Below are 22,595 nucleotides of genomic sequence, written 5' to 3' on the forward strand. Positions count from 1 at the left end.
AAATATTGCGATATAGCTTACACGGATTGGCCGTTTCCTGCCTCCGTAACCGATTAAGTTTTGCGATGGGCTGCGGCGATCTCTAAACTTTTGGCTCCTGTGGCAAGATAGCGGCTTCTAGGGGAGGCGCTTCGACTCGGTTGAGTGACCAGCGATATTCGATCGGTAGCTTGAGGCGATCGCACTCAGACTCTAGCTGTTTCTGTTGAGAAAGCGCCTTGCGAAGCGTAATGATCAACTGCTGAACCTGTTCGCGCTGTTTCCCTTTGTAGCCGACTGCAAACATCGTCTGACGCTCTAAGAGTTGCAGCAGTAATTCGTAGTGAATGTGCGAAGGAAGAGGAATTGGCTCCATGTAACGCTAACCTACTGCGGGTAAATAAGATTTGAGCAGAAAAAACCAGACAGATGTAGAATCCTGGATTTTAGACGCATGAATGTACTCAAGTTCAAATGTCTAAAGTTCATTCGTCTAAAGTCTAGCCCCAACGAGTTGCGCGAGGGCTTGACCAGGATCAGGCTGCTTGATTAACGATTCGCCAATCAGGACAGCTTTAGCACCTGCTTGTGACACCAGGCTCAGATCGTCGGAGGTGTGGAGTCCCGATTCGCTCACGACCAGAATATTCCGATCGAGAAGCTGGCTTCGTCGCTCAGACAGCAAATGAGTCGTGGTGTGCAGGTCAACCGAGAAATCTTTGAGATTCCGATTGTTGATGCCCACCATCGTCACGCCCTCTAGCGACAGAACGCGATCAAGTTCTTCTAGAGTATGCACCTCGATCAGAGCAGTCATGCCCAATGTTTTGACAATCTTCAGGAAATACTGCAAATCTTTGTCAGAGAGGATCGCAGCAATCAGCAAAACGGCATCTGCGCCCTGCGATCGGGCCCAATACATTTGATAGGGATAAATGATGAAGTCTTTACACAATAGCGGTAGATCCACTGCTTGGCGAATGGCTGCCAGGTTTTCAAAGCTCCCCTGAAAGAACTTCTGATCCGTCAGCACCGACAGGCAAGTTGCGCCCCCCGTTTCGTAAGACTGAGCGATCGTCACTGGGTCAAAATCTTCGCGAATCACTCCCTTACTTGGAGAAGCCTTTTTTACCTCTGCAATCACAGCCGGGGTCGTTTTGCCGTTTTGCAGCGCTGCCAAAAAGTCACGAGGAGCCACAGTCGTCAGCACTTTTTTCTGCAATTCAATTAGAGTCACCCGATCTCGCTTTTGGTCAACCTCGACTTCTTTATGCCAGACGATTTCCTCCAAAATATGACGCGGCTCAGAGCCGGGAATCGTAGACAGATAGCGTAATTCCTGCACAGACACCCCAGGATTGGGCGAACGACGGCGAATCTCCATTGGGCTAGTCACAAATAGCAAAACTTGACATGGCGCGGCTGCAAGAGGGGCGGGCCTCCAGCAGAATCTCATTAGTAGCGTAACGCAATTCGGGGAAGGGATGAAGGAGGGAGGAGGGATGGGGGAGGAGGGAGGAGGGAAGAGGGAGGAGGGAGGAAAAAGGGAGGAGATGTGAGGTGTGAGATTGAGAAAACACAGGTCAGGCTTTCAAATCAGGTGCGACTCAAATCAGTACAACTTACTTTTCATCCCTCCTCCCTCATCCCTCAATGCGTTGCCGCTCGTTTGTAGGCTTCGTCTAAAATCTCGGACAGCGTGGGATGGGTGTGGACGAGGAAGGCCAGCGAGTGGACAGATTGACGGTTGGCGATCGCGTTGGCGGCTTCTTGAATCAAATCTGCGGCGTGGAGTCCGATAATGTGGGCCCCCAAAACTTCGCCCGTGTCGGAGCGGTAGATTAGTTTGGCGATGCCTTCAGATTCTCCTTCGGCGATCGCTTTGGCGTTGCCTTTAAAGTAAGTTCGGACAGCAGATACTTCAAACCCTTCAGTCTTGCCCAATTCTTTGGCCGCAGGTTCGGTCATGCCCACAAAGCTGATTTCGGGATGGGTAAAGGCGGCTGCGGGAATGCTGCGATAGTCGATTTCGCGGGGACGATCGCAAATGTTCTCAATGGCCACGACTCCTTGAGCGGCCGCCGTATGAGCCAGCATCATTTTGCCCGTCGAGTCACCGATCGCCCACAAATGAGGCACCGACTCGCCATCTGACAGCACTTCCATGCGATCGTTAACGGGAATGTAGCCCCGGCGATCGAGTTCGACGCTGACGGTTTCGAGTCCCATGTCTTTGGCCACCGGAATCCGACCTGTGGCGATCAAGCAGGCATCGACTTCTAAAACTTCGACAATCTCTTTGGTCTTAGCGTCTGCAAGCTCAATCACGACGGGCGATCCCGGTGTCACCTTCATCGCTAACATGCCGACTTTGGTTTCAATGTCGCGAGGCGTGATCAGAATGCGTTGGGCCAGCTTGGCAATGTCAGGATCAAACCCTGGCATCAGTTGATCCAGCGCTTCGATCAGGGTCACTTCACAACCTAGAGCCGTGTAGACATCTGCAAATTCTAGACCGATGTAGCCGCTGCCGACGATCGCGATCCAGGGGGGCAGGCTTTCTAGCTTGATCGCATCGTCACTGGTGAAGACGGTCTTACCATCAATCTGCGCTCCCGGCGGCACAAACGGGATAGATCCGGGTGCCAGAATAATGTCTTTCGTCCGAATAATTTTCTCGCCCGCGTCGGTCGTGACGGAGACTTTTTGCGACCCGGCGACCCGTCCCCAGCCCTGAATCACGTCTACACCGATGCGCTTTAGGCTACCAATCAAGCCTTCTCGCTGCTTGGTGACAATCCCGCTGGCATGGTCGGCGATCGCTTGACGATCAAACGCCACATCTCCAACTTGAATACCCAATGACTTCAAATGGTGTGCATCACGCAACTCACGAACTCGCCCAGCGGCCGCCAACAAAGCTTTGGAGGGAATGCAGCCTCGATTAACACAGGTGCCGCCCATATCTGCTGCTTCGATGATGGCAGTCTTTAGCCCACAATCGACCGCGTGAAGAGCCGCACCATGCCCCCCAACGCCTGCGCCAATAATGACCAAATCATAATCAAATTCGCTCGTCACGTCGTCCTCCCGGTGCAGTTTCTCTTCTTTATTCTCATCTGTGTAGGGCGCATCAGACAACTGTTCTCTGGTGAGTGAGGCCTATGATACGATTTCGGTGGGTTGAATATTCGATCGGGAATGGGCATCTTAGTGAGGGTAGAAATCTGTGAAAACTGGATCAACCCGCTTTACGCCGATGGTTAAGTGTCGCTCTCTGAGTGATTTTTTAAGAAGTTGCCGACCCGATTTTCTGACGGGCACTCGGTTTCAAGCCACAGCCGTTCGGCGTTTTGATCCTTGAATTTGGAGTCAAGCACTATGGATTCGCATCAGCAAGAACTGCGACGTGCCGCAACAGAAGCCTTTTTTGAGTCGCTCGACAAGCTCCAAGAAACGTTAGGTGTTGATGGGCAACCTGTGCCAGTTTCTCCCCAAGAAGCGGCTCCCAATCAAGAAGACAGCGAACCTGAAATGAGTCTGGCGAGTCTAGAGCAGGCTGTAGCAGACATTGAGCAATTTATGCAGGCGAGAGAAGAAAAATAGCTTTCGTCCCCTGAATTCGATGATCCTTGACTTCGGTTGCTGACCTTGAAGGCTTCCTAAACGTCTCCTTAAGCCAGACTTGTGGAATCTTCAGAGGCGCTCTGTCTTTTTGCTTCATACAACAGTAGGGCGGCGGCGATCGCCACATTTAACGACTCCACCCCTGGACTTAAGGGAATCGTCACCTGACAATCTGCCAGCGCTCTCAAGTCTTCAGACAGTCCCGCCCCTTCATTACCCAACAAAATCAGGCTGGGCCGACAAAAATCCACTTGCCAATAAGCCTGCGTTGCGGTCGGAACGGTGGCCACAATCTGCATTCCTGCCGCCTTGCAGTTGAGAATTTCTGTCCTCAAATCCGCACTCACCGCCATCGGCAATCGAAACCACTGACCTGCGGACGATCGCAACACTTTCGGATTATCCAAATCCACGCTGTCGTGACTCAGCCACAGTCCATCTGCCCCTGCCGCCGCCGCCGTGCGAATCATCGTCCCTAAATTGCCCGGATCTTGGATGGTTTGCAGCATCAGTCCGAGCTGAGTGAGATGAATCGAATTGGTATGAATCCGTTCAATAGTGGCAACGATGCCGTCTGGTTCGACGGTGGTGGCGATCGCTTTGAGGACTTCAGGCGCGACAAGGAGCGATCGTTGAGCCGTTTCAATGGCTTTCTGCCCCAGATTAGGGTGCTGACTCAACCAGGTTTCTGTGTAGCAAACGGTGACAAAGGGCACTTGAGCGAGACAGGCTTCTTCGATTAAATGCGTTCCTTCGATCAAAAAAAGCTGCTGCTCTCGACGGTCTTTGGCGCGATGCAATTTGCGTAACTGCTTGACAAGCGAATTTTGCAGGCTGGTTAACATTGCAAGGCAGTACTGAATTTTAGGAGTCGCAGAATGATTAAACTTTCGTTACAAACACACGATCGCTCATAAGCAAATTCACGGCGTAACAAAAGGCTCTTCACAAACAAAAGACCCCGCTCAAAACTTTTTAGTCTAGTGCAGAGTCTTTTTGTCAAAGATGCGGAACCCGGGACTTGAACCCGGAAGTCCTTGCGAACACTAGAACCTGAATCTAGCGCGTCTACCAATTCCGCCAGTCCCGCATGAACTGTTTTAGCGTCACGATCTCCTATACTGCTGCATGAGTTCATAGTTTGTCAAGCGTGACCTTAAAAGAATTTTGTTGATACCAGAAGCGACTCACACGGTTGTTTTTAGCGACTGTCAGATGAAAGGCTGGACATCTACGAAGTTTCCGGTAGAATCGAAACCAAATTTGACGTTGTAAAAATATTAACCCAGGAGGACAAACCCATTACTTCCGCTCTCAACCTGTCTAATTCTTATTCTTCCCCCGAAGAAAGCAACTCGGTACTGCAAATCTGGGGCAAAACGCCTCTAAGTGGTCATGTCAACATCAGTGGGGCTAAAAATGCGGCTCTGGTGGTGATTGCAGGAGCGTTGCTGTGTTCTCAAGACTGCCGGATTCGCAATGTTCCGCTGCTGGCGGATGTGACTCGCATGGGTGAGCTTCTATCAGCGCTGGGCGTGAAGTTTCGGCAGCATGGAGATGTTCTGGATATTGACGCAACCCAGATCAGTCATTCAAAAGCGCCTTACGAGTTGGTGAGTCAGCTTCGGGCCAGCTTTTTTGTGATTGGGCCGCTGTTGGCGAGATTGGGGGTGGCGCGGGTGCCGTTACCGGGGGGCTGCTCGATCGGGGCCCGTCCCGTTGATCTTCATGTGCGTGGCTTGCAGGCAATGGGCGCAAATGTACAAATCGAGCATGGAATCGTTCACGCCTATGTGACAGGAACCAGCAAGCGGCTAAAAGGGGCCAAAATTTATCTCGACTATCCCAGTGTGGGCGCGACGGAAACCTTGATGATGGCGGCGACGCTGGCAGACGGTGAGACGACGATCGAGAACGCCGCTCAAGAACCAGAAGTTGCAGATCTGGCCAATTTTTGTCGAGCGATGGGAGCCAAAATCCGAGGAGCCGGGACGAATACGATCGTCATTTCTGGCGTACCCCATCTGCACACAACTGACTACAGCATCATTCCCGATCGCATTGAGGCGGCGACGTTTTTGATGGCGGGGGCGATCACGCGATCAGAAATCACCCTGTCTCCTATCATTCCTGACCACATCACGGCGATCCTGGCCAAAATGCAGGAAATCGGCATCAGAACCGTGATGGACAGTCCGAATCGGATGCGAATTTTACCCAAACAGCGCTATCGATCGACCGACATCGAAACCCTGCCTTACCCTGGTTTTCCCACAGATGTGCAGGCTCCGTTTGTGTCTCTATTGACCCTGGCGGAGGGTGACAGTGTGATTAGCGAAACGGTGTTTGAAAATCGCCTGGGACACGTCCCCGAATTAAACCGAATGGGGGCAGACATTCGCGTCAAAGGCAATCACGCCATTATTCGCGGCGTTTCGATGCTGTCGGGCGCGCCTGTTGTGGGGACTGACTTGAGAGCCTCTGCGGCCCTAGTGGTGGCAGCTTTGGCAGCCGAAGGCAAGACCACGCTTCAGGGATTACAGCACCTCGATCGCGGCTACGAACACCTGGAACTCAAACTTCAAAAGCTCGGAGCCAAACTTCAGCGCGTCCAGGAAGACACCATCACGGAGCCGATTCTAACCCCTGTCGATTCTCCCGTTTCGTCAACCTAACTCCAGCGATGACCTGATGAACGATGAATGGCACCCGATCGACCTTCATCCTTCATCCCTCATCCTTCATCCCTCATCCCTGTTCCCGTTCGCTATACTGACTTTGAGAGTCCTTTCTAGCTCCCCACATGTCTTTCTCAAAGTCTCTTTTGATTGGATTAAAGGCTGATCAATTCCGCCACCCTCTGGATTTGGAAGCCACCAACGCCCTCAAGCAGCTTCCCGGCTTGGATATGGTGATCCGTAATCTGCTGGGCCCCGTGGCAGAACAGTTTTTTTATCTAGAAAATATTGCCTCCAGCATTCTAGTCAGTGAGCAACAGCTTCCTCACCTTCACGGTTTGTTAATTGAAGCCTGCCGCGTGTTGGACATTGAGCCGCCTCAACTGTATGTCCGTCAGCACCCGGTGCCCAATGCTTACACCTTTGCGATGCGAGGCAAACAGCCCTTCGTCGTCATGCACACGTCGCTGATAGAGTTGCTGACTCCCGAAGAAATTCAGGCGGTCATTGCCCACGAGTTGGGACATCTCAAATGTGATCATGGGGTTTATCTGACGCTGGCCAACATTATGGTTCTGGCGGCGGGCCAGCTTCCTCTGGGAGAATTTTTGACGCAGGGATTGCAGAGCCAAATTTTAGCCTGGGTGAGATGTGCAGAATTTACGTGCGATCGTGCCGCCCTGCTCGCTACTCAAGACCCCAGAACAATTATGTCGGTGATGATGAAACTGTCGGGAGGTTCGCCCTCGCTGTCGAGCCAACTAAATCTAGATGCCTTCATCGCTCAAGCGAGAGCTTACGACGACGTGAGCAAAAACGAGCTAGGCGAGATGTTGAAGCAGTTGCAGACGGCACAGCTAACTCATCCGGTTCCGGTTTTGCGGGCGCGAGAAATCGATCGCTGGGCCAGTAGCCAAACTTATGAATCCTTGTTGCAAGATCGAAAAGTAAGCTACAATGGTGAAGCGAAAACGGGCGGATGGCGAAACTGGTAGACGCACCACACTCAAAATGTGGCACCGAAAGGTATGGGAGTTCGATTCTCCCTCCGCCCATCAAACTTAAGTTAGCGTTATTCAACAAGTCCAGGCAACGACTAGGCTTACCGCCGCGCGAACAACCTTTGCAAATCAGACAACTATTTTGAGACGCAGCGACTTGTTTTGTTAAGGTGCGGTGGTAGGTGGGATAAGAATTATTCGTGGACTGCCTTCTTGCTTGGATTCAATCACCTCAATTACATGATCGCGCCCCGCTCGATCGCATTGTTAGACTGTGCCTCATCGATAGGCTTCTAACCAGGATCACAAAGTTTCAATTCTGACGCTTCCACCCTCAACAGCATCAACCTGCAATCGATGATCGTAAAGTAGTGCCATCCCCAGCAGGGGTTCTGTTTCTGATTCTGCAATATAAATTTCGCGGTACTGCCCATCCCGGTAGTCAGGGCAAACGCATAAAAAAATTGGGTGACTGCCCTGCAAGGCTTCCAGACCTCATGGGCAGAAATGCTTAGAGGCTGAAATCCTTAATCTGAAAGGATCAACAATTTTCATGCGTTTGCCCTGGTACACAGCCCATGTTAAGGCAATCTCCGCCCATTAAATGTTTTTCGATCAGTGCCACCTTCAATCCTAGCCCTAATCCTGCGACCCCTGCGGCAACAACCAATCCAGCAGTTCCGGCTCCAATCACGACGAGATCGTAACAATTGGCAGGTTGAGGATTCACCCAGTCCATTGGATGCACATGCGAAATCAGGCGTTGATTATGAATATCAAGTGGAGCAGTAATCAATTCTTCTAGCATCGTGAAAACCTATTTGCAAAGTCTGAACGTTATCGTGAATTGACGCTTTTCTGAAGAGCGCTGCGGGCAACGCGGGTGATATGGAGCGTCACTGCGACAGTTGCAATCAAGCCAACGATGCGGATGACCCATTGCACTCTCTGGGCTTCCGGACTTTGACCTGAGTTCTGAATGGTCGCCAGACTACCTGCCAAAGAACCAATGTACACATACATCATGGTTCCAGGAATCATGCCTACACAGCCGAGAACATAGTCCCGCAAAGACACTTGCGTGATGCCCAGAGCATAGTTCAAAAGGACAAAGGGAAAAACGGGGGATAAGCGCGTGAGCAAAACAATCTTTAGCCCTTCGCGTGCGATCGCAGCATCGATCGCGCTGAATTTATCATGACTAGCGATTCGCTTAGCCACCCAGCCTCGCGCCAGATATCGTCCGATGAGAAATGCCAATGTCGCACCGATCGTTGCTCCGATAAACACATAAATCGTTCCTAGAGCAACACCAAAAACCACACCTGCTCCTAATGTTAGAATCGAACCTGGAATAAACAAAACAGTTGCTAAAATATACAGCCCGATGAATACAACTGCGCTAACAGTGCCTAAATTCTGAATCCAAATTAGCGTTTCGTATAGTGCATTTTGAAGGTTCAATGGTTCTACTCCTTTCACTTCATCCTATGAATTGTTGAGTGAGCGAGACTGAAATTGCAAAAAGAATGCAGTACCAGTGCCCCAAGCGGCATTCAGGATCAAACCCAAGAAAATTCCGTTCGGCGTAACCGGAACTCCTTGCAGCGGGAACACCACAAAAATTGAAACTAGCGTAGGAGCAAGCATCCCAAATAGGAATGCTACGCCCCAGTAGAAAAAACGCTGTAGAATTCGATTGAGCACAACAGCCAGACCCATTCCCCAAACTCCTCCCCAAAAGGCTAAAGACCAGAAGAAGGGAATTCCAAACGGTCTAGTTGGGGCACTTGGATAAGGGGCAATGGGTGTGAAAGCGATCGCATGTAAAAAAGCCAGCATTCCTTGATGAAATACCAGCGTGGACATAAATCCAGCCACGAAAGCAATCAGAAATCGCAATAATTTACGCTGAAACATAATTAGATCGAAATATTGCTCAAGTCGGACAATTAGCTAAAGATACCTGCTGCGATAAAACAAATAAACGTAAACTCATGAACGACTCTCATGCGGAAGTTGCACGAATCCTCCTTCCTTGAGGTAAGATTTTAGGTAGGGAAATCGTGGATTAGCAGGTTATGTGAACCCTTTAACAATGGATATATCAGTACTGCAACTCTTCGTGGAAGTTTTCAGGCAAGGTAGTTTTGCCGCTGTTGCCCGCGATCGCAATCTCGATCCTTCTTCGGTTTCACGGGCGATCGCAGGTCTAGAAGCAGAAATAGGAATCCGATTATTCCAGCGCACCACGCGGCAATTATCCCCGACCGAAGCCGGGATGACCTATTTTGAGCGTGTCGAGTCACTGGTTGAAGAACTCCATCAAGCCACTGCCATCGCGACAGATGTTTCCAGCCAACCCAAAGGAAAACTTCGCGTCACAGCTTCCGTTTCTTTTGGTCTCAAGTGCATTGTGCCGCTATTGACCGAGTTTAATCGACTGTACCCCGATCTCACAGTCGACATACTGCTGTCCGACACCATTGTTGATTTGTTCGCCGAACGAATCGATCTGGCGATTTGACTTGGACTTCTTCCAGACTCAGCCCTTATTGCCCAACAACTGATGCCGACTCACTACTTTGTTTGTGCCAGTTCAGATTATCTCAAGCGATCGGAACAACTTAAAAACCCCGTCGATTTAGCGCAGCATAACTGTCTACTATTTCCGTTCGCAGGGTTTCGATCTAGATGGATCTTCAAGGATCAGAAGGGAGAACTGAGCGAAGTTCCAGTTTTTGGACGCACGTTAATTTCTAGCGCAATCGCTCTTCAGCACTGCGCGATCGCAGGGATGGGTTTAGCTCTGCTTCCGAACTGGCTGATTGGCGAGGATCTACAAGCTGGGACACTCATCAACGTGTTTCCAGATTACGAAGTGACGGCAGCAGATTTTAGCACCGCTGCTTGGCTTGTTTATCCTTCGCGTGCTTATATTCCACTTAAAGTTCGAGTCTTCATTGATTTTCTTAAGAATTTTATTTCGAGCTATGTTTGCTAAGATTCATCTGTCATTGCCGCAAGCTAACAAGTCGATGAAGCGGACGGTCAAAATATCTTGGTAGAGTCGTCAAGGCTATCTGCCGCCACTTATCTTAGTCGTTATGCCGCTCACGTTTCGGCTGGTGGCAGTGGTTTGAAGTCATTGGTCAGGAGGCTTATCGTGTCGGTACTTGACCATTTTGAGCAAATGTACTAGATCTGTCTCAGTCGTTTTTAAGAGGCAAACATGGACACGATAGACATACAATCTGCACTTGAATCTGTCGGCAAGCTCGAAATTACAGAGCAAACCGCAAGTAATGATGCCAGCGCGGCAATGAAAGTACTTGGTAATTTCAATCAATGCATGATGGGGATGGTCTGCTTCTCAGGCTCAACGCCCTGGGAGCGTCACCCCGATGATGAGCTTCTTCACATCCTGGCAGGTAATGTAGATGTCACAGTTTTGAGTGATGGTTATGTGAAGGAAGTTTCTCTGCATACAGGGAGCATTTTTATCGTTCCATGTGGCCTGTGGCACAAACAGCATTCACGCGAAGGTGTAAAACTGCTTTTTGTTACATCGCAAGAAGGCAATGAAGCGTCAGACGCAGAAGATCCTAGCGACATTTAGAGGGTGTGGTTTGGCAATGATTAAGGTCGGTTGGAGAAGTGCTAGGCTGATGAAATGACAACTAGGAGACTCTGACATGGCACCCACTGCTCAACAAGTTTATAACGAGGTCATTCGAGCTTTATCGCCGACAGAACGCTTGCGGTTGGCAACGCTAATTCTGAATGAGTTAGTTCAGCAAGATTCGCCTATGATTGACCAAAGTGATGCTTGGACTGAGCAGGATCAGATGGATGTTGTTAATTTCTCGTTGCAATATTCAGCTTCCCTGTTCCTCGATGAGGAGGCTGTTTAGTGTCATTTAATCCTGGTGATTTGGTGAGCGTTGATTTTCCGGGTGCAACCGGAATGAAACGTCGTCCCGCTGTTGTTTTGTCATCTGCAACGTAATTATGCGATTCGTCCAGATCTTATTGTCGGTCTGATTACTTCTCAAATGAGAGGATTAGGCGCGACGGATTATGTGCTTCAAGATTGGGCAGCATCCGGGCTAAGAGTTGCATCCGTGTTTCGGAGTTTCATTGTTACGCTACCAACTTCTACCAATATTGTGCAAATTGGTCAGTTGTCAGAACGAGATTGGAAAGGTGTTCGTAGCTCTGTAAAAATGGCTTTTGCCGAGTTGGATAATCCGTTGAACAATCAGTCAACCTCGCCGTAGAGATCGCGGCACAACAAGTCGCTGCACCAGAACAATGAGATTAGTCGGTTGAGTTTGAGAAGTTGCCTATGTCCGGTGAGCGCGGACGTTATGCGGCTCAATTTGTTGGTGAGGGAACAAGCTAAAGCTATTTATCGTTTAGCATCGAGTGCAATCTCGTTGAATCAACGTTAGCAACGTTAAATGATGAGCCTACAACTTTCTTTTCAATCTCTATTGATCGGCACAGAGCGTGAGTTATTAGCAGATTGGTTGTCGAGCGATCGCTGGATGTATCACGGAGATCCTCAACTGAGCCGAGAAAAAGTGCTGGAATGGGTTGACCAGGGCGAATTTACTGGAACTAATTGTCAGACTTTTTGGATTGTTGCTAACTCCGATCAACGAGTTGGATTGATTCGATTGTTCGATCTCGATGACATCGATGATGGTTCTCCTATGTTCGATTTACGCATTCAATCTGAGTATCGAGGACAAGGCATTGGTAAGAGAGCACTTCAATGGTTGACGGCTTATTTGTTTGAAACATGGTCTGAGCTTGAACGCATTGAGGGCAGTACTTGCGTTGATAACCTCGCGATGCGGAAAGTTTTTTTACAGTGCAACTATGTCAAAGAGGGGCACTTCCGAAAAGCTTGGGTGACTGTCGATGGCAAACGGTTAGATTCAATTTGCTATGGAATTCTGCGGGAAGACTGGATAAATCAGACGATTACGCCTATAAATTGGAATGACGAGATGTAAACTTGCGGTCTGTTTTGTTTTGTAGCTTATGGCGATCGCTGCATGACGACCCGGTTGGAGCGGACTGGCAGAGATGCTTGGTGTTGTGGCAAACGTTACTGGCAGCCGCTCACTTTAGCCGTTAGCTGGCTTGGGTTATTGGAGGAACGTTCATAGACACTGTTGGCGAGAGCAAATTAATTGAGAGGTGTTTGGTTGTGAGTAGTTGGATTGTTACTGTGAGGCAGTTTTAGTAGAAAAGCTTATTCATAACAGCTTCAATCTTGACCGGACTTGGGACATACAAAAATTCCTCAAAAATGTTTCTGAAGGAGTTCTTGATGCTTACAACTATTGTGGCGGAGAAGATAGTGATTCTTAGCCGAGATTTTACCCATTTGAAGTCCAAGGACAAAACACTCACGCTGTTAATTTAACGTGGCAAGGTGGAGATGGCTGGATGGCAGTTCTTGACTATCAAAGACAACTGCTAAGAGCCGCACAAGTAGCCTGCGAGGGAGATATGAACAGTGTCAAATGGTACGATTCTTTTAGTACTCAGAGTGAATCCATGTTGTCGCGATCGTTCCTCTAACCAATCCACCAAAGCCTTCCTCAGCAGAACGCAAGCTCAAGTCTATGGAGTCGCAAGTTTCCTAAAAAGAACGCAAGCTCAGGTCTATGGAACCATCAGCCTCCCCAGGAAACTTTAAACTCAAGTTGGCACCACGACAAGCTTCTTTAGGATCGCGAATTAAATGAGATCGTTTATTGCCAAGCGACTTCGCCCCCTAAATCCCCCATTCTGGGGGACTTTGAGATCAAAAAATTCTGGAATTCAAAACGGGTTCGAGCTTCAAAGTCCCCCAAATTTGGGGGATTTAGGGGGCTGCAACCCATTAAAACGAAGCCAAAATCAACTGACCAAGCATATTTAGAGAATTTCAGGCTAATAAACTCGCGTTCCTTAGAAGAACTCAAGCGCAAGTCTATGGAATGGGTTCTCTCCGTACAAAGCCCCACCAAAACTCAGCTTGACTCGAACTTCATCAAACCAGCCTGGCTTCTTCCCAAAGTGAGCGATCAGGCAGACGTTGAAAGGGTGAATAGCAATCCCAATAAATCGCTGCACTCATCCTTCTCTAGTTCTCTTGTCTGGCGATCGACTCCCCTTGGGGTGGATGAGCTGCGTCGTTGGCAGGTTCTAAAAACAAAAGCGAGAAATCGGGACGATTCGACATCTGGTGAACCCGCATTCAATCCCATTCCTCGCTCAACCGATTAGAGGCGATAGCCCACACTAAAAAAGAACCCCTTGTCTTGAGCATTGTTGCCTTCGTCGGTCAGCCTGACAAACGGGATGGCATAGTCGAGACGCACCACAAACCGGGGAGCAGGTTCCCAGATGAGTCCAAGTCCGGCGGCGGCCAAGAAAGTTTCGTTGGTTAGCTTATTGGGATTGCTCGATTTGTTCCAGACTGAGCCAGCTTCGATAAAGGGCGCAAGCTGCAAGGTTGGCACCCCAGATGCATCGCGCAAAATGGCAATTCGATCTTCGAGAGACAGCCGGAAACCATTGTCACCCGATCGCGCATTTTGCCGATAGCCCCGCAGAGATTGTCCGCCCCCAATTACAAACTGCTGAGACGGTAACAAACTGTCTGGAGTCAATTGCACATCCGCTTGAGCGATTAATAAGTGATTGTTGCCAAGACGCTGAACGCGCTGAATCTGACCCAACCAGCTAAAAAAGCGACCATCAGGAACCGGATCATTATTTGTCGTCGCATCGAACACATCCAGACCGAGACTAAACTGCGATCGTAGCGCCCAAGCTCCTTGAGGGTCTCGTCTTACATAATCTTGACCAAACTTCAGTACACGAGTCTGGCTATTGCCATCTGCGTCGGGGCCAATTCCAAACGGGAAAGGGGTGTCGTTAAAAAGAAAGGTTTGCCCGTCTTGAAAAGCAAAGCCTAGAGAAAGCGCTAATTCTTCGCGGGGCGTGCGGATAATCGGCTGACGATAGCTGACTTCGTAAAGCGTCGTATTACTCCGAATGTCAAAGGCTGCAAAATCAGAGGCAATAATTCTACTCTTACTAGGAGACACGCGCAGCTGAACTGTGCCATTCATCGCATTCACAGGCACCCGATAGTTAAAGTCAAACACATTCGACCCACCCTGGAGCGATCGAAAGTAAGAGACACTCACTTCATCCCCCAGTCCGGTCGGGTTGCGGTAGCTCAAAACGGCACCCAGTCGCTCAGATCCGACGCTCGGCGGCGAGAAGTTATCCACCCCGATGTAGCCGTTCACGGCTTGAGATTCTTTGACTCGCAGGGTGAGAATGCTTTGTCCGAGTCCAGTTCCGGGGCGTAGACTGGCTTCTACATTGTCAAACAGCGGGTCAGATTTGAGCAGTCTTAGCTGATCTTCTAGGCGGTCTTTGTTCAACGGAACGCCCGCCCCAAGTTGAACGCGACTGCGAACGTAGGATGGCTTCAATCGCTGAGTGCCCTCGATATCAATTCTTTCAAGTGACCCTTCAACCACTCGAATTTGCACCACGCCCTCGACGATCGCCTGATCCACCAAAACGGCTCTCGACGTGATGAAACCCCGGTTTAAGTAAAGCTGAGTAATCGCGTCTGCAACCGTTCTCAATTCTTCGAGGTTGACAGAGCGACCCTCGATCGGCGTAGTAATCGGCGTGATGTCACCTGGCTTGAGAATCGTGCTGCCCGTCACTTCGATTTTGCGAACGGGAATGGTAACTGGGGCAGTGGGTTCGGGAGCGGTCGGGGTCGGAGTGGGTGTGGGCAACGTCGGTTGCTGGTCGCTGGGCGGGAGGGGCTGAGGACTGGGAATCGGCTGCGGAAAGCGATCGAGGCTGGGATTGGGAAGCGTGGTGGGCTCGGTTTGAGCGATCGTCGGGGCAGACATCGCAAAGACCGCCAGAATGACTGGAAAGGCAACTCCACAACTCACCACAAAAGACCTTAAAGACATCGGACTAGTACCCTTGGTTAAACGGCTAAGACTGAAAATTTAATCTGAGAAGGTTGAACGCTGGAGAATGACGGCTTCAGGTCTTTGATAACCGCAAGACACGGTAACACAGATCACACACCAGCGAATGAGATTTTGAATTACTGAGATTTGGATGATGACTTAATCGATCGCGGATTGACGACGACTTCTCGCACACATTCACGAACGCCTTGATAGTCATCTAAACTCGATTCGGGCTTTGTCTTAACAGCACAGAGAATCGAATTGGGTGTGTCAGGCGCAACAGCAGGCGATGGAGGAGCAGCTTGCTTGAGATCTCGTCCCAGTCGGGTTTCTTCGTCCAGTTTGAAGACGGAATCATTGGTCAACCTAAAGCGGGTGATGGTATCGACTCCCTCGGTTGCTGCCGTGCCTGTAAAGCTGCCTTTTTTGTCGTTGGCGACGATCGTCACTCTGGCAATTCCCGCAGCGTCGGTGGCCGATGAGAGCGTGGTGAAGTTGCCCGTAAAGCGACCTGTCGGCCCTTGAGTTGGCACCTGGAAGGTTACCGTGACGCTGGGGATGGGATTGCCAAATCGATCGCTGACCGTTGCCTGTAAGGGATTGGAGAAGGCTTGCCGAATGGTGGCATTTTGGGGCGTTCCTCCAGAAGCGGTAACCGAAGCGGGACGATCGGGCTGATTGGTGAGACTAAAGTTGGCGGAGGTCAGCCCAGAAACGGATGCGGTCGCGGTGAAGGTTCCGGCGATCGTGTTGGCTTGTATGGGAATGCGAACCTGACCCGTTTCGTCAGTGCGCGTGGTCAGCGTTGTGACTTCTCCTGTTAGACGGCCGCTGGCTCCAACTGTCGGCAAACTTAATGTCACCGCAACATCATTCACCGGATTGCCAAACTCATCGCGCACGATCGCTTGTAGCGCATTGTTGAAAGGCGTGTTGACGATCGTTTGTTGCAGGGTGCCGTTTGTTCCAGCGATTTGTGCAGGATTGCCTGTGTTGTTGAATAAGGTGTAGTTGGCAGTGGTTGAGACTCCATTCACACTAGCGTTTCCGGTATAGCTTCCAAAGATGGTATTGGCTGCGATCGCTACTGTTGCGGTTCCAGTTGTGTCTGTGTTGGCGCTAATGGTCGTCACTTCTCCAGTAAAGCGGCCACTCGCTCCGATCGTTGGGACGCTAAAGGTTACCGTGCTGTTGGGAATCGGGTTGCCAAACTGGTCGGTGACGAGTGCTTGTAGCGGGTTTGTAAAGGCCGTATTGACTCGTGCAGTTTGTCCCGATCCGTTTGTGGGCGTGATGCTAGAAGGTGCGTCGGGTAGGTTTCTCAGGTCAAAGTTGGCGGGAATGGCTGCGCCTGCACTCCCGATCGTGGTGAAATTTCCGGCGATCGTGTTGGCTCGAATGGGAATCGAAACCGTCCCGTTGGCATCAGTGACCAGCGTTGTACTTCCGGTAAAAATGCCACTTGCACCGCTTTCGGGAGATTGAAATACAACGTTCACATTCGGAATCACATTGTTGTAAATGTCGTATACCGTTGCTTGTAGATTGGCCGCAAAAGCTGTGTTGACGGTTGTACTTTGGGCTTGTCCACCTGTTGCACCGATGAAGTAGGGGGCTGCTGGATTGACGATAATTCCGGTTTGGCTTCCAGTGATTGTCGAAGTTATCGTATCCGTTGCTGTCAGCGATCGCGTTCCCGCAGTTGTCAGCGTTCCAGTGAATGATCCGGTTCCATTCGTCAAAGTGGATGCACCTGGTAACGTTGCATTGGGATCGTCGCTGCTAAAAGCAACCGTGCCACCATACGCGGTCACAATGTTATCAAACGAATCAAAGGCATTGACGGTGAAGCTATTGGTCGTTCCGGCGATCGTCGGTGACGCAAATCCCCCAACCCCAAGGCGACTGACTGCCCCCGGATCATTCGTCAAACTAAAATTAGCAGGGGTTGCAATGCCGTTGGCGCTGGCTGCGACGGTGTAGCTTCCGGATTTAGTATTTGCGGTTGCAATTGTGCTGGCTTGACCCAAAGCATTGATCGTCGGACTGGTCACACTCGCACTTGCGCCCGTCGTCGGAGCCGTGAAGTTGACAATACCGCCTGCGACAGGCTCGATCGCATCATTCGCATTAACCGTTACACTCAGCGGATTGGCAAAAGCAGTGTTGACCGTTGTGTTTTGGGGCGTTCCACCCGTTGCCGAGAGGGTGAATCCTTTTGACTCAAATGCACCAATGTCGGGATTTCCGACTCGTGCCACACCTCTTTGATCGGTTGGAATCGGGCTATTTCCAGCATCGATCGCTCGGCTTCCTGGCAGCAAAGCATGAGTTTGAGTCGGCCCGCCATAGTTTCCAAGTGGAGCCAGTAAAGGATCAACGGGAGCGGCGATCGTGCCAACCACACTGCCATTCACCCCATTGGTAAAGCCTATACTGCCGTCACTTTTACCGATTAGATTGTTGCCTTGATCAATGAATGAGCCAGAAACATCCGGGCTTGTTGCATCACTGTTGTTGGCGATAATTGAATTGCTAATGTTGACGGTATCGTGACTTCCCAATCCGCCGCCTTCTCCTGGATCGGTGGAGGTATTGTTAGCGATCGTGCTATTTCTAATGGTCAAAGTGCCATCATTGTGGACACCAGCAGAGTATCGACCCTGGTTGCCAGAAATGGTGCTGTTGGTAATGGTTCCAGTGCCACTGATTACCCAAACGCCTGCCCCATAATCTGTGTCAGTGTTGTTGCTGACGGTGCTGTTAGTGAGATTAAGAGCGTTGGTCGAATAGATGCCTGCCCCACCATTGGCCGAGTTGTTCCGGATGATGCTGTTGGCAACCGTTAGCGCACCCTCGTTATAGATTCCACCGCCTTGACTGCTGGTTCTACCGTTTGCGATCGTCAACCCATTGAGATTCACCGTTGTACCAGAATTGATCGCGAAGACTCCAGAGGTATTTCCACCGCTGACGATCGTATTGCCTGCGCCTGCACCATTCAGCGTTTGAGATTTGGCGATCGTCACTGATTCTACATAAGTGCCTGCTGCTGCGTTGACCGTTCCGCCTGTGGCGACAATATCAACTCCATTTTGAATTCTGGCGGTGTTGGCAACATTCACAATGTTTGCGGTGCTACCTGTGACCGTGTTGGCGACGATCGGCGCTTGCAAATTGACCGTTCTCGTGGTGCCAGTGTTTTCAACTGTGACAGTGTTGCCTTGAATGTTCTGCAGCGTGACATCGCCGCCTGTATCAAAGGTGCCGACTGCAATATTGACGTTGCCTGTCCCGGCATTGATGCTAGTTCCTGGAGCCATTGTGATCACGGCGGCACCCGGATCTCGTTGAGCGGCGATCGCTCCTATATCGTTGGCAGACAGCGTGAGATTGCCGTTATCTGTCGTGACGTTGGCGTTCACCAAAATGCTGCGACCTGCTTGTAGCGTTAAGTTGCCACCATTCCCGGTTGGATTATTGCTCGTAACCGCGTTCTTGATCGTAATGTCGTTATTGGCTTGCAAAACTACATTCGTCCCGGCGTTGGTCAGCGTTGTGATTTGACCGGGTGAAATTCTTACAGAAGCGGTGGGATTGTCTGTAAACAGCGCACTTGAGAGGCTGCTCTCACCACTGGTATAGGAAATGATGTTCGATCGTAAGTTTTGAGCATTGGGAGCCGGGCCATGAAAAACGGCTGGGGTCATTCCGCCAAATAGAGCCAGGCCCTGATCGACCACTTTTTCCCCTAAGACAATCTTTGTTGGATCTGGGACATCACGAATCAAGGGAGTTAAGTCTGCTCCAGAAACAGTTGCATGGGCAAAAGAACCGCCCGAAAAGCTAGTTCCGGCGGGTATAAAAGGGCCATTGAAGATAGGATGCGCCGGGTTAACTGCTGTGACATTACTGCTTTCAAGGGAATAACCTGGGTCAAAGTTGAGGGTGACACCAAACCCCATTGAAAAGCTTCCGCCCTGGTTGGGTGCAGCATTCAAAAAGAGCCGTCCGCCTTGCCTTACCCAAGTGTCGATCGCCGTTGAATTGGATGCTAGATAAGCATTGAGGCTATTGGCTCGTCCGTCGCTGCCATCCAAATAGATGAAGGTGTAGTCATTGCCAGTCCCCACTGCAAACGGAGAACCCGTCCCCGTCGCCAGCGAGATGTTGTCCCAATTACCTGTCCCAAACACTGAATTCATCGCACTGGTATTTGAATTGGTGCCAGTACTTCCCCAGATCGGATCACTGATGTAGGCAGCCCGTTGATTGGCGATCGTAATATTCTTAGGGTCGAGCAGCAGTGTGCCATTCAGTCCATTCACCGCAGTAGCGTAGACCATCCCCTGAAAATTGAGATTGTTTTTGCCCGAAACCTCAACAAAGCCACCGTCTCCGCGAATCGTTCCACCTTCAGCGTTGATCGTGCCAAAAAATCGAGTGGACTGATCTGACCAGACAATCACCCGACCACCCTGACCGATTTCTCCAGCGTTAGCGCTGATTACAGAATCGTTGGTGACAGTCGTGCGTGAGGCATTGGGCGCAGTTCCTTTACCCTGAAAGTCGCCGCCAATCAACACGGTGCCCCCATCTTTTGCGCTAGAAGCATCGAGTTTGGCGTTGACCAGTCCCACTTTGTCGCCCAAAACTTGAATGGTTCCAGGAGACGCGCCCACCACAGAAACTTGACCGCTGACAATATTCGTCCCGGCATCAGAGGGAATCGGGGTGTCTGTGCGAGTCAGTTTGATCACGCCATTTTCAACCGTCACTCCGGTTGCATTTAAGAGTGGCTGACCTGTCAGTAAATCAGGGAGCGATAAAGGACTATTGGCTGGATTAATAGCGGACTTATCGGCGATCGGTAGATCCAGACTCAAGACACTTCCGGCTTGATTGAGGCGAACCAGCTTTTCTCCGGGGATGGCAGCGATCGTAATGTTGCCTCCGGGCGCAGAAAGGGTGCCTGTATTGATCACCGTTCCACCTAGCAGTGTGAGGCTCTGACCCTGACCTACAGACAGATTGCCAGCATTGAACAGGCTCCCTGAAGTAATAAACGCAAAGCTGTTAGGAGCGCCAATTAAATCAGCATAGTTGTTCGTTCCGACCGCGTTGAACCAGGAATTTGTACCAAACCCGATCGCATTTGCAGTCGTCGCTGTGAATGATGCAGGAACATTCAAACTTGCGCTATTGCCAAAAATAATTCCCGCGGGATTTACCAGGTAGAGATTAGAATTTCCACCGCTAACTTGAATCAATCCGTTAATCACAGACGCATCGCCACCGACCACGCGACCGAGAATATTTTGGATATTGGGATTAGAAATGAAATTGGCAATCTGATTCTGATTTAAGCCAAACTGTTGAAAGCTCTGGAATAGATTGGCTCCAGATTGAGTTCCTCCGGTGATGTCAAATTGATTGTTGTTGGGTGTGACGATCGTTCCCGTTCCGTCTGTGGCAGGTGCAATCTGGGCGTGGAGTCCCTTAGTGCCAAAGCAGGTCAGGAGTGTCAGAAAAATGAATAGAGCTTGAGCTTGTTTGACAATTTGACGCTTCACCGAAATTTCTCCAGGGGTTTTTTACAAACTTAAGAAGGGCAGCCATCATTTAGGCTCTACTTACGATGGGTAAAGTCCGTAAGAATACTGAGCTATTTGGACTTAAAATGGTAGTTTTTACCTACGTTCGTCAATTTGCCCAAGTTTGCGCCGCAACTAACGGACAAAAAGGGTTTCTTTTGCGTAAAATACGAATGCTTTAGTCATGACTGCGTATCCTCGGTAGGATGAAGAAGACGTTGCGATCGCCCCTTCTCGTTTTGACTTCTACCGACTCTGAAAAGCAGCCCAATCCCTTACTGACGCTCAATTACGAGCCAGCCCTCGAACATTTGGGCGACGATTTCTTCGATCGAGTTTCTGCCGCCCAGTTTCCCCAACAGATCCTCAGATTTCGCAATAACGACGTTCTGCAACAGATCGGGCTTGACCCAGGATCGGTTACGGATGCGGATTTCACTGAGGCGTTTGGCGAATTTCACGGACGCGACCCCTTTTTAGCGCTGCGCTATCACGGCTATCAGTTTGGCGGATACAATCCTTTTTTGGGCGACGGTCGCGGCTTTCTCTATGGACAAGTCCGAGGAATTGACGGCGAACTGTACGATTTTGGCACCAAAGGATCAGGAACCACGCCCTATTCGCGAGGCGGCGATGGCAGACTAACGCTCAAAGGCGGCGTGAGAGAAGTGCTGGCGGCAGAAATGCTGCATCGATTGGGAGTCAGAACTTCTCGCTGTCTAAGTCTGGTCGAGACGGGAGAATCTCTTTATCGGGGCGATGAGCCGTCCCCTACCCGATCGTCCGTGATGATTCGCTTTAGTCGATCGCACATTCGCTTTGGCACATTTGAGCGATTAGCTTATTTAGATCGCAAAGATTTGATTGCCATTCTGTTAGATCATGTAATTGAATATTACTACCCACATTTAGTTGAGCAGCCCGATCGTTACGCGCTTTTCTATCAAGAATTGGTGCAAAAGGTAGCCGATTTAGCCGCTCAGTGGATGGCTTCTGGCTTCTGTCATGCTGTGTTGAATACTGATAATATGTCAGTCACGGGAGAAAGTTTTGATTACGGCCCATTTGCCTTTATCGAAACCTATAATCCCAAGTTTACAGCCGCTTATTTTGACTATGGTGGACGCTACAGCTACGGCAATCAACCGGGGATGTGTCTGTGGAATTTAGAGAAGCTTCAGGCTCCGCTGCAAAAAGTGGTTGCGATCGCTGATCTCGAATCTGCTGCATCCAATTTTGAGGCTGATTATCAAAAAGCCTATCAACAAAGAATGCTTTATCGGTTAGGATTCGATCAGTCAGAAATGGCGCAAGAGTTGGTGTATCAAACCGTTCGATTTCTCAATGATTCTCAAGCTGACTATCAGGACTTTTTCTCACAACTAACCCATCAATTTTCTAGAGATTGGCGAGAGCGTCCCGCATCGATTTTCAAAAATGTAGTGATGCCTGATGAAGCGTTAGTTGGTTTGCTCGATCGCTGGCGACAAACCTATCATCAAGCCTTAAATCAGTTTCCTGAAGATCAGATGTCAGAAATTGTAAATCGATTGGTTCACTACAATTCTGAAGTCTCCTTGATCAGACCGACGATCGAATCCGTTTGGAAGTCCATTACTGAAGAAGATAATTGGGTTCCTTTTAATCAATTGGTTGATCAAATTCAGGCTAAAAACTTTAGATCTCCATAAAAAG

The 22,595-nt window shown here is 49.9% G+C and carries 21 protein-coding genes, 2 tRNA genes and 1 pseudogene; 14 read left to right on the top strand and 10 right to left on the bottom strand.

Features of this window, described 5'->3' with window-relative positions; translation table 11 throughout:
• Positions 1 to 82 precede the first annotated feature (82 nt).
• From ACJ2PR_RS10135 to lpdA, 3 genes are all read right to left on the bottom strand, one after another.
• The gene (locus ACJ2PR_RS10135) at positions 83 to 355 is read right to left on the bottom strand and encodes a DUF5340 domain-containing protein (protein ID WP_446857632.1); all 273 of its coding nucleotides are present in this window, start codon (positions 353 to 355) and stop codon (positions 83 to 85) included.
• Positions 356 to 472: 117 nt separating this feature from the next.
• On the bottom strand, positions 473 to 1,363 hold the full coding sequence (gene trpC / locus ACJ2PR_RS10140; protein ID WP_446876916.1) for an indole-3-glycerol phosphate synthase TrpC: 891 nt from the start codon (positions 1,361 to 1,363) through the stop codon (positions 473 to 475).
• A gap of 266 nt (positions 1,364 to 1,629) precedes the next feature.
• Positions 1,630 to 3,120, bottom strand: coding sequence for a dihydrolipoyl dehydrogenase (lpdA, locus tag ACJ2PR_RS10145; protein WP_446876917.1), 1,491 nt, complete (start codon positions 3,118 to 3,120; stop codon positions 1,630 to 1,632).
• Between the two features lie 88 nt (positions 3,121 to 3,208).
• On the opposite strand from lpdA, the gene ACJ2PR_RS10150 reads away from it, so the two are divergent.
• A complete protein-coding gene (locus ACJ2PR_RS10150; protein WP_446876918.1) occupies positions 3,209 to 3,343 on the top strand; it encodes a hypothetical protein in 135 nt (44 codons plus the stop codon).
• A gap of 17 nt (positions 3,344 to 3,360) precedes the next feature.
• The gene (locus ACJ2PR_RS10155; protein ID WP_446857635.1) at positions 3,361 to 3,585 is read left to right on the top strand and encodes a hypothetical protein; all 225 of its coding nucleotides are present in this window, start codon (positions 3,361 to 3,363) and stop codon (positions 3,583 to 3,585) included.
• A gap of 68 nt (positions 3,586 to 3,653) precedes the next feature.
• Here the strand turns inward: ACJ2PR_RS10155 and ACJ2PR_RS10160 are convergent, their stop codons facing one another.
• A complete protein-coding gene (locus ACJ2PR_RS10160) occupies positions 3,654 to 4,451 on the bottom strand; it encodes a TrmH family RNA methyltransferase (protein WP_446876919.1) in 798 nt (265 codons plus the stop codon).
• A gap of 161 nt (positions 4,452 to 4,612) precedes the next feature.
• Positions 4,613 to 4,696: transfer RNA gene (locus tag ACJ2PR_RS10165), tRNA-Leu, on the bottom strand.
• A 229-nt stretch (positions 4,697 to 4,925) separates the two neighbouring features.
• On the opposite strand from ACJ2PR_RS10165, the gene murA reads away from it, so the two are divergent.
• The 3 genes from murA (at position 4,926) to ACJ2PR_RS10180 (ending at position 7,339) form a co-directional block, all read left to right on the top strand.
• The gene (gene murA / locus ACJ2PR_RS10170) at positions 4,926 to 6,281 is read left to right on the top strand and encodes a UDP-N-acetylglucosamine 1-carboxyvinyltransferase (RefSeq protein WP_446857752.1); all 1,356 of its coding nucleotides are present in this window, start codon (positions 4,926 to 4,928) and stop codon (positions 6,279 to 6,281) included.
• Positions 6,282 to 6,409: 128 nt separating this feature from the next.
• Positions 6,410 to 7,279, top strand: coding sequence for a M48 family metallopeptidase (locus tag ACJ2PR_RS10175; RefSeq protein WP_446857637.1), 870 nt, complete (start codon positions 6,410 to 6,412; stop codon positions 7,277 to 7,279).
• A tRNA-Leu gene (locus ACJ2PR_RS10180) sits at positions 7,258 to 7,339 on the top strand. The genes ACJ2PR_RS10175 and ACJ2PR_RS10180 overlap by 22 nt, the downstream gene beginning before the upstream one ends.
• Before the next feature lie 487 nt (positions 7,340 to 7,826).
• Here ACJ2PR_RS10180 and ACJ2PR_RS10185 read toward each other — a convergent pair.
• The 3 genes from ACJ2PR_RS10185 to ACJ2PR_RS10195 are packed head-to-tail and all read right to left on the bottom strand — an operon-like array spanning position 7,827 to position 9,205.
• Entirely contained in the window at positions 7,827 to 8,093 is a 267-nt protein-coding gene (locus ACJ2PR_RS10185) for an FAD-dependent oxidoreductase (protein ID WP_446867282.1), read from the bottom strand.
• 29 nt (positions 8,094 to 8,122) lie between these two features.
• Positions 8,123 to 8,749 carry a TVP38/TMEM64 family protein gene (locus ACJ2PR_RS10190; RefSeq protein ID WP_446876920.1) on the bottom strand — a complete coding sequence of 209 codons (627 nt, stop codon included), beginning with the start codon at positions 8,747 to 8,749 and terminating at the stop codon, positions 8,123 to 8,125.
• A 24-nt stretch (positions 8,750 to 8,773) separates the two neighbouring features.
• Positions 8,774 to 9,205 (bottom strand): hypothetical protein, encoded by a 432-nt coding sequence (locus ACJ2PR_RS10195; RefSeq protein ID WP_446867280.1) that lies wholly within the window; start codon positions 9,203 to 9,205, stop codon positions 8,774 to 8,776.
• Between the two features lie 178 nt (positions 9,206 to 9,383).
• On the opposite strand from ACJ2PR_RS10195, the pseudogene ACJ2PR_RS10200 reads away from it, so the two are divergent.
• The 8 genes and pseudogenes from ACJ2PR_RS10200 (at position 9,384) to ACJ2PR_RS10235 (ending at position 13,573) form a co-directional block, all read left to right on the top strand.
• Positions 9,384 to 10,289, top strand: a pseudogene (locus tag ACJ2PR_RS10200) (LysR substrate-binding domain-containing protein).
• Between the two features lie 228 nt (positions 10,290 to 10,517).
• Positions 10,518 to 10,904, top strand: coding sequence for a cupin domain-containing protein (locus ACJ2PR_RS10205; protein WP_446867278.1), 387 nt, complete (start codon positions 10,518 to 10,520; stop codon positions 10,902 to 10,904).
• A 76-nt stretch (positions 10,905 to 10,980) separates the two neighbouring features.
• Complete coding sequence (locus ACJ2PR_RS10210; RefSeq protein WP_446867277.1) at positions 10,981 to 11,199, top strand: hypothetical protein; 219 nt, start codon at positions 10,981 to 10,983, stop codon at positions 11,197 to 11,199.
• A 141-nt stretch (positions 11,200 to 11,340) separates the two neighbouring features.
• A complete protein-coding gene (locus ACJ2PR_RS10215; protein WP_446876921.1) occupies positions 11,341 to 11,565 on the top strand; it encodes a hypothetical protein in 225 nt (74 codons plus the stop codon).
• A gap of 183 nt (positions 11,566 to 11,748) precedes the next feature.
• A complete protein-coding gene (locus ACJ2PR_RS10220; protein WP_446876922.1) occupies positions 11,749 to 12,309 on the top strand; it encodes a GNAT family N-acetyltransferase in 561 nt (186 codons plus the stop codon).
• Between the two features lie 2 nt (positions 12,310 to 12,311).
• Complete coding sequence (locus tag ACJ2PR_RS10225) at positions 12,312 to 12,434, top strand: hypothetical protein (protein ID WP_446876923.1); 123 nt, start codon at positions 12,312 to 12,314, stop codon at positions 12,432 to 12,434.
• Between the two features lie 314 nt (positions 12,435 to 12,748).
• On the top strand, positions 12,749 to 12,883 hold the full coding sequence (locus ACJ2PR_RS10230) for a hypothetical protein (protein WP_446876924.1): 135 nt from the start codon (positions 12,749 to 12,751) through the stop codon (positions 12,881 to 12,883).
• A 396-nt stretch (positions 12,884 to 13,279) separates the two neighbouring features.
• Positions 13,280 to 13,573 carry a hypothetical protein gene (locus ACJ2PR_RS10235; RefSeq protein WP_446876925.1) on the top strand — a complete coding sequence of 98 codons (294 nt, stop codon included), beginning with the start codon at positions 13,280 to 13,282 and terminating at the stop codon, positions 13,571 to 13,573.
• Here ACJ2PR_RS10235 and ACJ2PR_RS10240 read toward each other — a convergent pair.
• Both ACJ2PR_RS10240 and ACJ2PR_RS10245 read right to left on the bottom strand, forming a co-directional pair.
• A complete protein-coding gene (locus ACJ2PR_RS10240; protein WP_446876926.1) occupies positions 13,570 to 15,300 on the bottom strand; it encodes a ShlB/FhaC/HecB family hemolysin secretion/activation protein in 1,731 nt (576 codons plus the stop codon). The two genes, ACJ2PR_RS10235 and ACJ2PR_RS10240, sit on opposite strands and share 4 nt — an antisense overlap.
• Positions 15,301 to 15,440: 140 nt before the next feature.
• Entirely contained in the window at positions 15,441 to 20,879 is a 5,439-nt protein-coding gene (locus tag ACJ2PR_RS10245) for a beta strand repeat-containing protein (protein WP_446876927.1), read from the bottom strand.
• Positions 20,880 to 21,106: 227 nt separating this feature from the next.
• Here ACJ2PR_RS10245 and ACJ2PR_RS10250 point away from each other — a divergent pair, with 227 nt between their 5' ends.
• On the top strand, positions 21,107 to 22,591 hold the full coding sequence (locus ACJ2PR_RS10250; RefSeq protein WP_446876928.1) for a protein adenylyltransferase SelO: 1,485 nt from the start codon (positions 21,107 to 21,109) through the stop codon (positions 22,589 to 22,591).
• Positions 22,592 to 22,595 lie beyond the last annotated feature (4 nt).

This window comes from Phormidesmis sp. 146-33, assembly GCF_052939515.1.

Coding starts and splice junctions, on each gene's coding strand:
- ACJ2PR_RS10175 (WP_446857637.1), top strand. CDS start 6,410: ATGTCTTTCTCAAAGTCTCTTTTGATTGGATTAAAGGCTGATCAATTC.
- ACJ2PR_RS10230 (WP_446876924.1), top strand. CDS start 12,749: ATGGCAGTTCTTGACTATCAAAGACAACTGCTAAGAGCCGCACAAGTA.
- ACJ2PR_RS10205 (WP_446867278.1), top strand. CDS start 10,518: ATGGACACGATAGACATACAATCTGCACTTGAATCTGTCGGCAAGCTC.
- ACJ2PR_RS10220 (WP_446876922.1), top strand. CDS start 11,749: ATGATGAGCCTACAACTTTCTTTTCAATCTCTATTGATCGGCACAGAG.
- ACJ2PR_RS10215 (WP_446876921.1), top strand. CDS start 11,341: ATGAGAGGATTAGGCGCGACGGATTATGTGCTTCAAGATTGGGCAGCA.
- ACJ2PR_RS10210 (WP_446867277.1), top strand. CDS start 10,981: ATGGCACCCACTGCTCAACAAGTTTATAACGAGGTCATTCGAGCTTTA.
- ACJ2PR_RS10135 (WP_446857632.1), bottom strand. CDS start 355: ATGGAGCCAATTCCTCTTCCTTCGCACATTCACTACGAATTACTGCTG.
- ACJ2PR_RS10155 (WP_446857635.1), top strand. CDS start 3,361: ATGGATTCGCATCAGCAAGAACTGCGACGTGCCGCAACAGAAGCCTTT.
- trpC (WP_446876916.1), bottom strand. CDS start 1,363: ATGGAGATTCGCCGTCGTTCGCCCAATCCTGGGGTGTCTGTGCAGGAA.
- ACJ2PR_RS10235 (WP_446876925.1), top strand. CDS start 13,280: ATGGAATGGGTTCTCTCCGTACAAAGCCCCACCAAAACTCAGCTTGAC.
- ACJ2PR_RS10195 (WP_446867280.1), bottom strand. CDS start 9,205: ATGTTTCAGCGTAAATTATTGCGATTTCTGATTGCTTTCGTGGCTGGA.
- ACJ2PR_RS10160 (WP_446876919.1), bottom strand. CDS start 4,451: ATGTTAACCAGCCTGCAAAATTCGCTTGTCAAGCAGTTACGCAAATTG.
- ACJ2PR_RS10185 (WP_446867282.1), bottom strand. CDS start 8,093: ATGCTAGAAGAATTGATTACTGCTCCACTTGATATTCATAATCAACGC.
- ACJ2PR_RS10240 (WP_446876926.1), bottom strand. CDS start 15,300: ATGTCTTTAAGGTCTTTTGTGGTGAGTTGTGGAGTTGCCTTTCCAGTC.
- ACJ2PR_RS10250 (WP_446876928.1), top strand. CDS start 21,107: ATGAAGAAGACGTTGCGATCGCCCCTTCTCGTTTTGACTTCTACCGAC.